Genomic DNA, 14,657 nt, shown 5'->3' with positions numbered 1-14,657 from the left:
CGTCGGTATGTTTCATTTGACGGTCGCGTTGCGGTTTCTCGGTTTGTTCGTGACCGTGTTGCTCATGACAGCGACGGATTTCCGCGCCTTCGCCGCGGGGCGGGTCACGATCGCGCCGGAGTCCGCGACGCCAGGTGCCACGGTCTCCATCACCGGAACGGGGTTCGGCACCTTCAAATCCGCGCAGACCAATCGGGTGCTGTTCAACGGTGTTCCGGCCTTGATTCAGCGATGGGAGCCTGATCTGATCGAAGTCAAGGTGCCGTTCAAGGCCGCCGATGGACCGGTCGATGTGATCGCGGGCAAGAAGAAAATCAAGGCGGGGACGTTCAAGGTCGTGCGGCCGACGATCCATTCGGTGACACCGTCCGAAGCGGAACCGGGGACGTTGCTCCGACTTCATGGGGCGCATTTCGGCAACACCGCGGGGTCCCGCGATCGCAATACGATGTTCGGCGTCAATGATGTGTTGATCGGTGGCGTGCCTGTGCGAGCGCTCCGGTGGCGCGATGACACCATCGAGGTTGAGGTTCCGGCCAATGCGACCTCGGGGGATGTAGTGGTGCGGCTTGCTTCTTCGGATCCGTTGCCTGACGGCTCCTGCTGCGCCCCGGTTGAATACACGATGAGCAACGCCGTGCCCATCACGCTCATCCCGTCCGTGCGCGTTGATCCGCTCAGCGGACCGGTCGGGACGAAAGTGGTGCTGTTCGGGAAAGGGTTCGGTCAGACCAAGGCGCCGGAAGACGGCGTGTTCTTTAACGGACGACCGGCGACGGTGGCGAAATGGGCCGATGATTTGATCGTCGTCCATGTCCCGCTCGATGCGTCCAGCGGGCCGCTCGTCCTCAAACGCGGCGGCGCCGAACGGACGGTTGGCAACTTCACGGTCCATGTGCCCAAGGCGTCGTCAGTCACGCCTACGAGCGCGCCAATCGGGACGCTCATCAAGATCACGGGCGAACATTTCGGACTGTACTCGGAGAGCGGGTCGACGCCGTTCGCCTTCGCCGATTTCGACAAAGGCGAAAATAGCGTCGAAATTGGCGGGGTGCCGGCCGTCATCTATCGCTGGCATGACGACCGCATCGAGGCCTGGGTGCCGTTCAGCGCCAAGAGCGGTCCGGTGGTTGTGAAGCGAGGAGGCACCAGGCCGAACCCGGATGGATCCTGCTGCGCCGAACGCGGGATCGTGGCTACGGAAGCCGGGACGTTCACGGTGATCACGCCGAAGATCGAGTCCTATTCTCCGACATCGGCCGGCGTTGATGAGATCGTGACTATCAGGGGATCGGGATTTGGCACGTTTTTGAAGACGACCGAAGCGACGCAGCCCGGGCTGAACGAAGGAGGGCACGACAACGCTCCTATCGATCTCGGCGAGAATGTGTCCAGGACCGAGGTTCTATTCAACAATATCGCTGCCCTGGTGGTGTCGTGGAGCGATACCGAGATCAAAGTCCGGGTTCCTCGCCGGAACGTGTTCGGCGTTGGCAAGAAAGGGGAATTCAATCCCGATCTGACGACCGGTCCGTTGGTCGTGCGTCGGGGATCTTGGGATCTCCTGCCGGACGGAAGTTGTTGTACGCCGAAGAAATGGCTGACCTTGGAGGCCGGACCGTTCACAATCAAAGCGCAAGGATTGCCGGATCAGCGTTACTTCACCGATACGAGTCCGGAAGCGAGCACGACCCAATAAACACAATTCATCTTTCATGAACCCCGCCGTCTTTCCGTCCCGAACGGTCGCCGCGGTCGTTCTCTTGAGCTTGTGGCTCGTGTACCCGCCTGGTATGCTTCCGGCGGCCGAACTTCCGCGCGTGCTGGTGGCGCAGCAGAAGAGCGGCACCGGGGTCACGTTGATGGGTGTCTATTTTCACGACATTCGGCTCGGTTGGGCAGTAGGGGACGGCGGCGCGATTCTTAAGACCGTCGACGGCGGAAAGCGATGGAAAAAAGTCGCCAGTGGGACGACAGCGCGGTTGACCGGCGTGTTCTTCGTGGATTCCCGGCGCGGATGGGTCGTCGGGGCCAATGGAACGATTCGCCACTCGAACGACGGAGGCGAAAGTTGGGCTCCTCAGTCGTCCGGAGTGCAGGTCCCCTTGTACGGGCTCTATTTCGTGTCGCCCACGCATGGGTGGGTGGTGGGCGGATCAGGCACGATCCTGTACACGGAGGACGGTGGTATCCACTGGTCGGACCAGATCAGTGGAACCAACGCGGCACTCTACGCGGTGCATTTCGTGGATTCGCGGCGGGGAACGACGGTCGGGGCGCTGGGCACCATTCTCTCGACTGCGGACGGCGGTGCGACGTGGACTCCCCAGGAAGCGCCGAGCTCAGTGACGCTCTTCGACGTGTTTTTCAACGATCCGTTGAACGGCTGGGCCGTGGGCAATGCCGGTGCGATGTTTCAGACAACGGATGCGGGGCATCGCTGGATCGACCGGACCTTGCCCTGCACGAGGTCCTGCACGAGGGTGACTGATCTCATCCGTATTCGGTTCACCAGTCCTCAGGCGGGCTGGATCGTGGGTGAACGCGGCAGCGTTTTCCGCACCACCGATGCGGGTTTCACATGGGTGGAGGAAAAGAACGAGGCCAAGGTGTCCCTGTTCGGACTCTCCTTTCCCGACCCTTCCCACGGCTGGGCCAGTGGCGAGCGGGGTACCATCGTGCATATTGCCGCACCCGTCGAAGCCGTAAAACAGTAGGCGTGAGGTATAAGGACGTCCGATCCCTCGCGTCATTTCACCCCAGTTCTCCCAGTCGGCTTTGCAGGATGCTCAGTCCAGCCAGGGCGGCAGTCTCGGCTCTGAGAATTCGGTTTCCCAGCGTGACGAAGCTGAAGCCGCAAGCGCGGGCTAGTCCGAGTTCTTCAGGCGTCCACCCTCCTTCGGGTCCCACGACGAGGACGATCGGCCTTGTGGCATCTTCAGGCAGGGGAACGGCGAGCAGGCCGTAGCCACTCGCGCGTTCCGTTAGGATAAGCCCGCTGTGTGTGGCAGATTGTCGCGGTACAAACTCGTCGAAGTCGCAGGGATTCTCAAGGATCGGGATGTCCCAGCGTTCGGATTGCTGGGCCGCTTCCAGGGCGATCCGCTCCCAGCGAAGTCGCTGGTGAGGAATGCGCGTCGCCCGCGGTCGGACCACCGAGTAGCGCGTAATCAGCGGGACGATCGAGGAGACGCCGAGTTCGGTGGCCTTTTGGACCAGCCAATCCATCCGGTCGCCCTTGAGCAGGGCCGGAGCGAGAATGAGCGGGGGACTTCGGCGGCCCGGTGCGTGTTCCTCTTGCGTGATCCGGCCGATCAATTCATGCCGGCCTATTCGCGTGATGGTCATCCGATAGCGGCGGTGCTGGTCGTCGCTTACCCGGAGTTCTTCACCCACGTGCACCCGTAAGCTGCGTAGGTGATCGAGGAGCGGGCCAGTGATGGTGACGGTCCCGTTGTGGACCTGAGCGGCGGTGATGAAAAAAACCGGCATCGGCGACTGGATCGATCGTGGATCTGGAGTGAGGGAGGAGCGGAGAACGGGCGAAGGGGTCACTCGAAGAAGGTCTTCATCCTGTCGAAGAAACCATCCCCTTCGTTGTCCAGCGTCATCCCGCTTTCTTTGGCGAATTCGGTCAACAATTCCTTCTGCCTCGGCGTCAGCTTGGTCGGAATGTGCACTTTGATCGTGCACAACTGATCGCCAGTCTGGTGCCCTTTCAGGCTGGGCACTCCCAGACCCTTCAGCCGCAGCACCTTGTCGTGTTGCGTGCCAGGAGGAATCTTGATGACCGTTTTCCCCTTCAACGTGGGGACTTCGACTTTGCCGCCCAGCGCCGCCGTCACGAAGCTGACCGGGACGTCACACAAGATGTCGTTGCCTTTCCGCGTAAAGACCGGATGCGGCTTGACGGTCACGGCGACATACAGGTCGCCGGGCGGTCCGCCGTTGATGCCGTGCTCGCCTTCGTTGGCCAGTCGCAACCGCATGCCCGATTCGATTCCAGCGGGAATGTGCACGGACAGAGTCCGTTCCCGGTAGACACGTTGGCGGCCTTGACAGGTGCCGCAGGGCTCCGTGATGACGTGGCCGCTGCCCTCGCACTGACCGCATGGCCGGCTGACGCTGAAGAAGCCCTGCTGGAACCGGAGCTGTCCAGATCCCTTGCAACTGGGACAGGGTTTAATCGAGGACGCCGACCGCGCGCCGCTGCCTTTGCAGTCCGGACAGACTTCCCACCGCGGAATCTTGAGCTTGGCTTCCTTCCCGTAAACCGCTTCTTCGAAGGACAGTTCCAGGTTGTATTGGAGATCCGATCCGCGTTCGGCTCGAGATCGTCCGCGCGGGCTGCCGAAGAAGTCTTCGAAGATGTCGTTGAAGATGTCGCTGAACCCGCCGCGGCCGAAATCGAAGCCCTCGAACCCGCCGGACCCCTGCTGCGCGCCGGCATGACCGAACATGTCGTAACGTCGGCGTTTCTCTTGATCGCTGAGCACTTCGTAGGCTTCGTTGATCTCTTTGAATCGTTCTTCGGCGGCTTTTTTCTGCTGGTCGGTGCTTTGGAGATCGGGATGGTATTGGCGCGCCAGCCGGCGGTAGGCTTTCTTGATGTCTTCCTCGGAGGCGTTACGGTCGACCCCGAGCACCTCGTAATAGTCGCGCTTAGCCACGGAAGCCATAGCTTTCTATGTCGAACAAAAACCGAGTCCCGCGCGAACGGAACTCGGTCTTGTTGAGGGATTATTGTACTCTACTTTTTGTCCTTGTCCACTTCTTCGAATTCGGCGTCCACGACCTTGTCGTCCGTCTTGCCCTGGGCGCCGCCGTTTCCCTGTGTACCGCTCGGGCCCGCGCCCGCGGATGCCTTCTTGTACATCTCCTCGGCCAGTTTGTGCGAGGCGCTGGTCAAGGCCTGCGTCGCCGACTCGATGGCCGCGATGTCGTTGCCTTCCATCGCCTTGCGGACAGCCGCGATCGCGTCCTTGATCCTGTTTTTGTCGTCTTCGCTGATCTTGTCGCCGTGCTCGGTCAGATTTTTCTCGGTGCTGTAAATCAGTGAGTCGGCTTGGTTACGTGCTTCTGCGAGCTTGCGTCGCTTCTTGTCTTCTTCGGTGTGAGCCTGGGCTTCCTTCACCAGCCGTTCGACCTCTTCCTTGCTGAGTCCGCTGGAGGCGGTGATCTTGATTGACTGTTCTTTGCCGGTCCCCAAATCCTTCGCAGACACGTGCACGATGCCGTTGGCGTCGATGTCGAAGGTGACTTCGATCTGGGGCACGCCGCGCGGCGCCGGGGGGATACCGACCAGGTCGAACTGCCCTAACAGTTTGTTGTCGGCGGCCATCTCGCGCTCGCCTTGGAAGACCCGGATCGTCACCGCGGTCTGGTTGTCGGCCGCGGTGGAAAAGATCTGGCTCTTCTTAGTCGGGATGGTCGTGTTGCGCTCGATTAAGTGCGTGAAGATGCCGCCGAGGGTTTCAATGCCAAGGGTAAGCGGCGTCACGTCCAGAAGCAGGACGTCCTTGACCTCGCCTTTCAACACGCCGCCCTGGATGGCCGCGCCAACGGCCACAACCTCGTCGGGATTGACGCCGCGATGCGGTTCTTTGCCGAAGAATTCGCGGACGACCTGGATGACCTTGGGCATCCGGGTCATGCCGCCCACCAGCACCACTTCGTTGATGTCCCGGGCTGTCACGCCCGCATCGGCCAGCGCCTTCTTGCACGGTTCGATGGTCCGCTGGATCAGATCATCCACAAGCTGCTCCAGTTTGGCCCGCGTGAGCTTAGTCACCAGGTGCTTCGGTCCGCTGGCATCCGCGGTGATGAAGGGCAGGTTGATTTCAGTCTCCTGCGAAGATGACAACTCAATCTTCGCCCGCTCGGCCGCTTCCTTGAGCCGCTGGAGAGCCATGCGATCCTTGCGCAAATCGATCCCTTGGTCTTTTTTGAACTCTTCCACCAGCCAATCCATGATCCGGAGGTCGAAGTCATCGCCGCCGAGGTAAGTGTCCCCGTTGGTGGACTTGACTTCGAAGACGCCATCGCCGATTTCCAGGATGGAGATATCAAACGTCCCGCCACCGAGGTCGTAGACCGCGATGCGCTCGTCCTTTTTCTTGTCAAGGCCGTAGGCCAGCGAAGCGGCCGTCGGTTCATTGATGATGCGAAGCACGTTGAGACCGGCGATCTGCCCTGCATCTTTAGTGGCTTGGCGCTGGCTGTCGTCGAAGTATGCCGGCACGGTAATGACCGCCTCGGTGACCTTCTCACCGAGATAATCCTCCGCCGTCTGTTTCATTTTTTGGAGGATCATCGCCGAGATCTCGGGCGGGCTATACCGTTTTCCACGCAGCTCGACGTGCGCGTCACCGTTGTCCGCCTCGACAATTTTGTAGGGGAGTCTTTTGATAGCTTCCTGCACTTCGCGCGAGCGGTACTTGCGTCCCATCAGCCGTTTGACGGAAAAAATGGTGTTTTCCGGGTTGGTAATGGCCTGACGTTTTGCGATTTGGCCGACCAACCGTTCGCCTTTATCCGTGATGGCGACGACCGAAGGAGTCGTTCGGCTGCCTTCCGCGTTGGCGATGACGACTGGGTCTCCGCCGCTCATGACCGCGACGCAGGAATTGGTGGTTCCGAGATCGATACCGATGACCTTACCCATGTGCGTCTCCTTCCTTCATGAAGCATTCACCGCATCAATCGGCGTCGTCCTTTGATGTGGGCTTCTCGGGTTTATCTGATGTTCCCATGGATACGCTGACCATGGCGGCCCGCAACAATCGGTCATGCAGGAGATAACCTTTTTGAAATTCTTCGACCACCATGTTAGCCGCGACCTCCGCCGACTCGACTTGCGCCACGGCCTGATGGCGGGTCGGGTCGAACGGCTCTCCGACGCTTGCAATCGGACGGACTCCAAACTTTGCCAACGCTTCCGTCAGTTGCTTCAAGGTCAGTTCGACACCTTGAACAAGGGCTTCGCCTTCGCCATTCTCTTTGGCTGAGCGAATCGCCCGTTCCAAGTTGTCGAGAACCGGCAGCAGTTCGCGTAAAATCTGCTCGTTCCCAAATCGGATCTGCTCCCGTTGCTCCCGCTGCGTCACGCGCTTGTAGTTCTCGAACTCTGCTGCTAACCGGAGATACTTGTCCTGCAGCACTTGACATTCTGCGGTTTTGGAAGCGAGCGCCCGCCTCAGTTCCGCGACCGGTCCCGTTTCTTCCTGCGATTCATCCGAAGGAGAAGGGAGTTCCTGGGTCTTGGCTTCTAACTCTTCGATTGTATTCGTGTTTTTGTCGTTCTGGTCCACCAGCGTACCTATTACTGTACTGGCTGCGAGATAGCCACCAAGCCCTTAAAGTCAACGGGTCTCGGGAGATTTGTTTCCTGATCGGGACATGCATGTCAGTATGGATAGAGCCGGCGTCATGACCGCAAGGCGGCGATCCTGCAGAAAATGAACATGCGGATGGCGCCGATCCGGCATTCATCCCCTGTTGCGTCCACAGAGCAAGAGGTCACATGGCAACGGGGGCCGGGGCTAACGACCGGCTTTGCATGTTCTCTCGTCATGGGCTTTCAGCCCACCCTGCCACACGAACCCTTTTGAGAAAGGGAAGGCGGTGGGCGAAGCTCCCGGTTGTTTGCCCTCGCGGCGGTTGGCTGTTTTCCAAAGCAAGCCGCGCGGGGCGTTTGGCGGAAGAGCCTTCACGCCTCGCCTTGACTTCGTCGGTAGAGCAGTTCCAAGCCTTCCAGGGTCAGCAAGGGGCGTACTTCGCGAATCGTTCGAGATTCGGGAGCGATAATCGCGGCTAGCCCACCGGTCGCGACTACGAAAGTGGAATGACCCAACTCCTGTTCCATACGGCGGACGATTTCGTCCACTAACCCCGCGTAGCCGTAGACCAAGCCGGATTGGATGCTGCTCGCCGTGTCTCGACCGATCACGGACTTGGGACGGACCAGTTCCACCTTGGGCAATTTGGCTGTGCGTGAAAACAGCGCGTCTGCGGAGATGCTCAGGCCCGGCGCAATGACCCCCCCGAGGTATTCGCCGGTCCCAGTTACGGCGCAGAAGGTGGTCGCGGTGCCGAAATCGACGATGATGAGTTCGGTTCGATAGCGGTGGTAGGCGGCCGCCGCGTTGACGAGCCGGTCGCTGCCGATCTCTTTCGGGTTGGCGTAACGTAGCGTGAGGCCGGTGTCCGTCTCACAAGAGATCACCAACGGAACCTGGCCAAAACAGGTCTGGGTCATTGCCTCGAACGGCTGGGTCAGGGAGGGAACGACGCTGGAAATGGCCGCGCCGGAGATGTGGTCCGGCTTCACCCCTGCCGCCGCTAGGAGGTTCAAGAACAGAATCCCGTATTCATCGATGGTTTTGCGGGGATCGGTCGCCAGACGCCAATGGCCCTTCAAGATCCGGCCGTCGAACAGTCCCCAGACAATGTTGGAATTTCCGATATCGATGGCCAATAGCATGACTTTAAATTAATTCTACTCCGCCTTCGCTCGGATTTGCCATCATCTCAGGTGGAAAACATCGCCGGCATGAATCTCCAACAGTTCCGGATGGGAGCTGGCGGACGGCGTGCCGCTGCGAATGATCCGCAGGCCGCCGCTCTCGGCGATCGAGTCGGCCATGCCCTCGACCTGATCGCCCTGCGCCAGGGCGACCAGGACTCTGCGTCCCAGGGTCGAGCAACGGTCGCTGTACTCCTGTCTCAGCCGCTCGATCGGCTCCGACGCGAGCATTTCCAAGCGACGCTCGACCTGCGCCAAAAGCCCCGCCAGCAACCGCGCGCGATCGACGGGACGGCCGATCTCCGCCAGCAGCGAGGTGGCGCTCGCGCGAAGATCGTCCGGGAATCGATCGCGATCGAGATTGACGTTGAGGCCGATGCCGATGATCACAAAGGGGATGCCATCCTGCCTGCACGCGCTTTCGCAGAGCAAGCCCCCCATTTTCCGGTCGTTCACCAACAGGTCGTTGGGCCATTTGAGCGACGGGATCAGGGAAGTCTCCTGTTGAATCGCGTCGGCGCAGGCCAGGGCCGAGGCCAGCGGTATCCACGGCAACCAGTGCGCCTTTCGTTCCGGCGAGGGTTGACGCAACACGATCACCGAGCAGTAGAGATTTACTCCGGGCGGCGAGAACCACGACCGGCCGCGGCGCCCTCGACCGGCGGTCTGCTGGTCCGCGACCACCGTCGTACCGTCTTCCGCCCCTTGCAGAGCCAGGGCCGTCGCGACCGTGTTGGTGGAATCCGTTTCCTCCAGAAGACAGAGGGACTGGCCGAGGATCCGGGTCGAGAGATGCCGTTGGATCGAATCGACCGTGAGCGGGAGTGAGAGCGGTGAGTCAAGCACTGGTTACGCGGTCCGGCGCCGGTTCCCGAGCGGCAGAATATCCATGCTGATCTCGGCGGCGGGAGCCGAATGGGTGAGCGCACCGACCGAGATGAAGTTCGCCCCGGCTGCGGCCATTTCGCGGACGTTTTCCAGCGTGATGCCGCCCGAAACTTCGACCAGGGCGCGCCCTTTGATCAGGTTGACGGCCCGACGCACGGTCGACGGGGACATGTTATCGAGCAGGATGACATCGGCCGCTCCGTCCAACGCCTCGCGGATCTGCTTCAGAGATTCCACTTCGACGATGATTCGCAAGCCATGAGGGCTGCGTTCCCTGGCCAGGCGGCAGGCGTCGGCGATGTTCAGTCCGCGCGTTCTCAAGAGAGCCAGGTGGTTGTCCTTGATCAGGATGCCGTCGCCCAGGCTGCGGCGATGATTCCATCCGCCACCCAGCCGGACCGCCCACTTTTCCAGCGCGCGCAACCCGGGTACGGTCTTTCTCGTGTCCACGATCTTGACCGGATAACCTCGAACAGCGTGGCGGAATTGCGCGGCGAGGGTCGCGATGCCGGACAGGTGTTGCAGAAAATTGAGCGCGACCCGCTCGCCCATCAAGAGCGAACGGCCGTCGCCTTCAATGGTCAGCAAGACGTTGCCCGGCGCGAGCTTCGTTCCCTCTTTCACCGCGCGGACGATCCTCAGCGACGAATCGACCGCACGGAAAGTCTCCTGCGCCGCCGCGATGCCGGCCGCGACCAGCGTCTGCCGGGCTACCACCACTCCGCGAGCAGGGCAAGGACCGGAAAAAAGCGCCGAGGTCGTTGCATCGCCGAGTGCAAGGTCTTCACGCAGTGCTAAGCGAACGGCCTGGCGGATGTCCGCGGTCGGTAGGGGGATCATGGCGCGCGTCGCCGCATGATCGCGCAAAGCTGCTCTTCGCTGCTGAGCAGAACAGCCTGATCTCGTTGCAGAACCTTGAGCCGCCCTTGGTGCTCGGCGACTACGTCTGGGGGGGCGTTGGACGTGAACTCGACATTCTTGAGCTTGGCTTCCAATCGCTGGACTTCTGCTGCCCCTTCCGCTCGTTGCCTGCTGATCCGGGCCAGGGCCTTCTGTAAGTCCACGTCTCCTTCCACGACCATCCCGACGGTGAGGCCTTCCGCGGCGAGCCTCAACACATTGGATGAGGGCCACTGGTCGAACGGAAGAACCTGTACGACTCCGCGGCCAAGATGTGCCACGAGCCCCTGAAGAGTTTCCAGGATCTGGCCTTCACGCTCATAACTTCCCCATGCGAAAAAGGCCACCGGCTTTCCCGGCGGGTAATTCAGCAGCGCTCGGGCGGTTCGGGTGGTCGTGACGCATTGTTCGAGGATGCCGAATGCGTGTTCCGTGTCCTTGGAGTCCCAATCGGGCCGTTCCTCGGGATAGGGTTGAATGACGAGGCTTTCGCCTTCGTGCGGCAGCGTCTGCCAAATCTCTTCGGTGATGAACGGCATGAATGGGTGCAACAGGCGTTGTACGGTCTCGAAGGTCTCGACCAGCGTGTGTCTGGTCCGTCGCGCGTCCACCGAATCGTTGTGCTGTAGGAACGGCTTGACCATTTCCAGGTACCAGTCGCAGTATTCATGCCAGATGAAGTGATACAGGCGGCTGGCGGCTCGGTCGAAGCGATAGTGTTCCAGTTCCTGGGTCACGCTTCTGATGGCGAAGTTCAGCCGACTCAGAATCCACCGGTCGGGAAACGAGCGCGCCGCGGCCGAAATGTCCTCCCGCGGGCCGTCGAGGTGCATGAGGATGAACCGGGCCGCGTTCCAAAGCTTATTGGCGAAGTTCCGATAGCCTTCGATCCGCTCTTCCGACAACTTGATGTCGCGACCGGGAGAGGCCATCGACGCCAGCGTGAAGCGCAGCGCGTCGGTGCCGTACCGCTCCATCATGTGGAGGGGATCAATGACGTTCCCCTTTGACTTGCTCATCTTCTGACCCTCGGCGTCCCGAACCAACGCATGGATGTATACGTCGCGGAACGGCACGTCACCCGTGAACTTGAGCCCCATCATGATCATCCGGGCGACCCAGAAGAACAGAATGTCGAGACCTGTGACCAGAGTCGAGGTCGGATAGTAGGTCTTCAATTCAGGCGTCTCATCCGGCCAGCCGAGCGTGGAGAAGGGCCAGAGCCCGGACGAAAACCACGTGTCGAGCACGTCGGGATCTTGCACAAATTCCTGGCCGCCGCAATCGGGGCACCGGGTGGGCACCGATTTTGCCACCACAGGCTGAGCTCCTTGCGCGAGGGTGTAGTTCCACTTCGTTATTTCCGGCAGTCGTCCTCCTTCTGCAGTGGTCCCAACGGCACGTCCGCTCCTCACGATGTGCTCTCGATTACAGCTTGTGCAATACCAGGCCGGAATCTGATGGCCCCACCAGATTTGACGGGAAATGCACCAATCTTTGATGTCCCGCATCCAGCCCAGATAGTTGTTGACCCAAGCTTCCGGGATCAGACGGATCCGCCCGTCCTCCACTACCTTGATCGCCGGCTCGGCAAGCGGCTTGATCTTGACGAACCACTGCGGCGAGAGAAAAGGCTCCACGACCGTCTTGCAGCGGTAGCATTTCCCGATCGCCATCTTGTGGTCTTCGACCTTCGTCAGAAAGCCGCGTTCGCGCAGAGCCTCAACGACGATCGTCCGAGCCTGGTGGACAGATTTCAGAGCCAGGTTTAACGACGGGTCCGCCTGGGCTTCCTGAAGTCCGATGTCGTCCATCTGGGCTCGCGCCGTCAAGAGAGAAATCCGAGGGAGTCCATGCCGTTCGCTTGCCTCAAAGTCGTTGAAGTCATGAGCTGGCGTGATCTTGACCGCACCGGTGCCAAATTCCAGGTCCACGAGGATGGTATCGCCGACAATCGGAATGTCGCGGGTTGTCAACGGCAGGCGAACAGCCTTGCCGATTAAATGGCGATAACGCGGGTCTTCGGGATGGACGGCGACGGCTGTGTCGCCCAGCATCGTCTCGGGCCGCGTGGTGGCGACGGTCAGGGCGGTGCCTGGGTCATCTGCCAACGGATAACGGATGTAGTACATCTTGCCCCTGATGTCTTCGTGCTCCACTTCGATGTCCGACAGCGCGGTGAGGCAGCGGGGACACCAGTTGATCAATCGTTCCCCCCGGTAGATGAGGCCGTCCTCGTAAAGGCGGACGAAGACCTCGCGGACTGCTTTGGAGAGTCCCTCGTCCATGGTGAATCGCAAACGGTCCCAGTCGCAGGAAGCCCCGAGACGCTTCAGTTGCTGAATGATGGTGTCGCCCGCTTTCGCTTTCCATTCCCAGACCCGTTGGAGGAATCGCTCCCGCCCCAAGGCTTCGCGCGAAGTGCCTTCGGCGAGCAGTTGTCGTTCCACCACGTTCTGCGTCGCGATGCCGGCGTGGTCGGTGCCAGGCATCCAGAGCACGTTGCGCCCCTGCATGCGGCGCCAGCGGATCAGGATATCCTGCAGGGAGTTGTTCAACGCGTGTCCGACATGGAGCGACCCGGTGACATTCGGCGGAGGGATGACGATGCAGTATGGTCGGCCGGGGTGGGTCACAGATGCGCGAAAATAGCCGCGGTCGATCCACACCTGATACCAGCGTTCTTCGACCTGCTTCGGGTCGTAGGTCTTGTCAAGCTGCCGTTCCGACATAAGCCTTGCGGCTGCGCGATTGAGCAGGCATCTTAACATGCCCGATCCACCCTCACAAGGCACGGAGCGCGCTTCTGTAGAGCCTCGCACGGACCGCGCTTGTCGGCGCGTCGCTCGCCGTGCTATAGATGCGCGCCGCCTGGGGGCGGAGTGGCATCTGAACCGAGAAGAATGGAGAGATCATGGCCAGAGGACGAGAGAAGGACAGAAAGACGAGAAGGAAGCATCGCAAGAACGTGCAGCGGTTGAAAGCCCTGGCGAAGGCGCGGCGCAGCAAGAAGGCCAAAAAGACGTGAAAGTGAAAGATCGCCGAGCGAGGAGGAGGGCTGAAAATTAAGCTGTCAGTCTCTTGATCTCGTCTTTGACATGAGGCTCCGCGAGGTCCGGGACCATCTGTTGAACTGCCAGCGCGATGCTCCTCTCGGCGATGTCGCGCACCACGGCCTCCGCGAGTTCGCGGGCCTGTTTCGCTGCCGCTTCCTGTACGGCCTCCTTCACGACTTGATCGATCGATCCCCATTGTTCGCGGACGATTGCCGGCAGTTGCCTGCGGATGGCCGAGTCGACCAGTTCGCCGGTTGTCTGTTCGATCGTGTTCCGTATGAGCGAAGCAGCCGATTCTCGGACATGCTTGGCGACCATCGCTTCGATATCCGTGCTCTGCCGAGCCATGGCTTTCGGCAACTCATCCGCAATGCCGTCGCGGACTGCCTGACTGATCCGTTCAGCCGACAAGCCGAGCGCGAGGTGCTTCTCGATTTCGCCTTTGACGGCTTGCGACACCTGGGCTTCGACCTGTTGGCCGAGGATTTGCGGCAGGAGTTCCTCCACCTTACGCTCTGCCCGCTCGGTCATGGTTTGCACCAAATGGCCGAGCAAGCCGCGCATGGCTTCTTCCGCAATGCCTGCCGTCTGCCGATGTGAGTCCGCCTGAAGCGAAGGCGGTGCCTGCTCATCCGGAGCCGAGGACACAGTTGAAGAGGACGGTTCGATGACCGAAGCCTCCCGTTCTTCGGCAGCGGGTTCCCCGTTCGAAGGATCGGACAATTCGACGGCCTCGTCGGTGTCGGTGACCTGAGATGCAGGCGGCCATGTCTTCCGTTTGGACTTCGAGCCCATGGCGGCAATCTGAGTCCGCTTGCCCTCCTGTTGCAGGCCTTTGATCACCTCCAGCAGGTGTTCGGATTGGAAGGGTTTTTTGAGGAAAGCCCTGACGCCCAGCGATCGCAAGTGGTGTTCATCCGGCCGGTCCGCCAGGGTGATCAGCGAGACGATGGATGTGTCGGACAGATTGGAGTGCTGATTCAGTTCTTTGCAAAACCCGGAGAAGGTCATCTTATCCAGGTGGTAATCCGCGATAATCAGATCCGGGCTCAGACGCTTGGCCGCTTCAAGCGCGGTCGGGCCGTCTTGAAACCCGACGACCTCGAATCCTTCGGGAGCGGAGATTTGTTCCACCATCCGCCGAACAGCCGGACTGCTATCCACGACGAAGATACGAGCGGTCACGTAACTCTCCAATTTTATTGAACTATTGTGAAAACTAGCAGAGGGTCTGGGTTCTGTCAAGGAACGCGAAGTCATTGGGCGGGTGTTTTGACTTCCACATCGCG

At 60.5% G+C, this 14,657-nt stretch carries 11 protein-coding genes; 2 read left to right on the top strand and 9 right to left on the bottom strand.

Translation table 11 applies throughout. The features are described from left to right. Positions 1-7 precede the first annotated feature (7 nt). Entirely contained in the window at positions 8-1,699 is a 1,692-nt protein-coding gene (locus ACWHTU_RS12745; protein WP_447859747.1) for an IPT/TIG domain-containing protein, read from the top strand. Positions 1,700-1,715: 16 nt separating this feature from the next. Beyond that, positions 1,716-2,717 (top strand): WD40/YVTN/BNR-like repeat-containing protein, encoded by a 1,002-nt coding sequence (locus ACWHTU_RS12740; RefSeq protein ID WP_447859746.1) that lies wholly within the window; start codon positions 1,716-1,718, stop codon positions 2,715-2,717. Positions 2,718-2,754: 37 nt separating this feature from the next. On the opposite strand, the gene ACWHTU_RS12735 is transcribed toward ACWHTU_RS12740, so the two are convergent. From ACWHTU_RS12735 to ACWHTU_RS12695, 9 genes are all read right to left on the bottom strand, one after another. Continuing rightward, positions 2,755-3,492: an RsmE family RNA methyltransferase gene (locus ACWHTU_RS12735; protein WP_447859745.1), complete on the bottom strand. Its 738-nt coding sequence runs from the start codon at positions 3,490-3,492 to the stop codon at positions 2,755-2,757. Between the two features lie 59 nt (positions 3,493-3,551). After that, positions 3,552-4,679, bottom strand: a complete 1,128-nt coding sequence (gene dnaJ / locus ACWHTU_RS12730) for a molecular chaperone DnaJ (protein WP_447859744.1) — start codon at positions 4,677-4,679, stop codon at positions 3,552-3,554. Positions 4,680-4,750: 71 nt separating this feature from the next. Further along, positions 4,751-6,664, bottom strand: coding sequence for a molecular chaperone DnaK (gene dnaK, locus ACWHTU_RS12725; protein ID WP_447859742.1), 1,914 nt, complete (start codon positions 6,662-6,664; stop codon positions 4,751-4,753). 34 nt (positions 6,665-6,698) lie between these two features. After that, on the bottom strand, positions 6,699-7,310 hold the full coding sequence (gene grpE / locus ACWHTU_RS12720) for a nucleotide exchange factor GrpE (RefSeq protein WP_447859741.1): 612 nt from the start codon (positions 7,308-7,310) through the stop codon (positions 6,699-6,701). Positions 7,311-7,708: 398 nt separating this feature from the next. Next, positions 7,709-8,482 carry a type III pantothenate kinase gene (locus ACWHTU_RS12715; RefSeq protein WP_447859740.1) on the bottom strand — a complete coding sequence of 258 codons (774 nt, stop codon included), beginning with the start codon at positions 8,480-8,482 and terminating at the stop codon, positions 7,709-7,711. 42 nt (positions 8,483-8,524) lie between these two features. Continuing rightward, positions 8,525-9,370 (bottom strand): biotin--[acetyl-CoA-carboxylase] ligase, encoded by an 846-nt coding sequence (locus tag ACWHTU_RS12710; RefSeq protein ID WP_447859739.1) that lies wholly within the window; start codon positions 9,368-9,370, stop codon positions 8,525-8,527. A gap of 3 nt (positions 9,371-9,373) precedes the next feature. Next, positions 9,374-10,279: a carboxylating nicotinate-nucleotide diphosphorylase gene (gene nadC, locus ACWHTU_RS12705; RefSeq protein WP_447859738.1), complete on the bottom strand. Its 906-nt coding sequence runs from the start codon at positions 10,277-10,279 to the stop codon at positions 9,374-9,376. Next, on the bottom strand, positions 10,249-13,044 hold the full coding sequence (locus ACWHTU_RS12700) for a valine--tRNA ligase (protein ID WP_447859737.1): 2,796 nt from the start codon (positions 13,042-13,044) through the stop codon (positions 10,249-10,251). Before ACWHTU_RS12700 ends, nadC begins: the two co-directional genes overlap by 31 nt. 333 nt (positions 13,045-13,377) lie before the next feature. After that, a complete protein-coding gene (locus ACWHTU_RS12695; protein WP_447859736.1) occupies positions 13,378-14,553 on the bottom strand; it encodes a response regulator in 1,176 nt (391 codons plus the stop codon). Between the last annotated feature and the right edge of the window lie 104 nt (positions 14,554-14,657).

The sequence above is a fragment of the Nitrospira calida genome (genome assembly GCF_976986435.1).
This window is presented reverse-complemented; position numbering and strand designations above follow the sequence as displayed.

Excerpts from the sequence above, each read along its gene's own strand:
- ACWHTU_RS12745 (WP_447859747.1), top strand. The coding sequence starts at position 8 with ATGTTTCATTTGACGGTCGCGTTGCGGTTTCTCGGTTTGTTCGTGACC.
- ACWHTU_RS12740 (WP_447859746.1), top strand. The coding sequence starts at position 1,716 with ATGAACCCCGCCGTCTTTCCGTCCCGAACGGTCGCCGCGGTCGTTCTC.
- ACWHTU_RS12735 (WP_447859745.1), bottom strand. The coding sequence starts at position 3,492 with ATGCCGGTTTTTTTCATCACCGCCGCTCAGGTCCACAACGGGACCGTC.
- dnaJ (WP_447859744.1), bottom strand. The coding sequence starts at position 4,679 with ATGGCTTCCGTGGCTAAGCGCGACTATTACGAGGTGCTCGGGGTCGAC.
- dnaK (WP_447859742.1), bottom strand. The coding sequence starts at position 6,664 with ATGGGTAAGGTCATCGGTATCGATCTCGGAACCACCAATTCCTGCGTC.
- ACWHTU_RS12715 (WP_447859740.1), bottom strand. The coding sequence starts at position 8,482 with ATGCTATTGGCCATCGATATCGGAAATTCCAACATTGTCTGGGGACTG.
- ACWHTU_RS12700 (WP_447859737.1), bottom strand. The coding sequence starts at position 13,044 with ATGTCGGAACGGCAGCTTGACAAGACCTACGACCCGAAGCAGGTCGAA.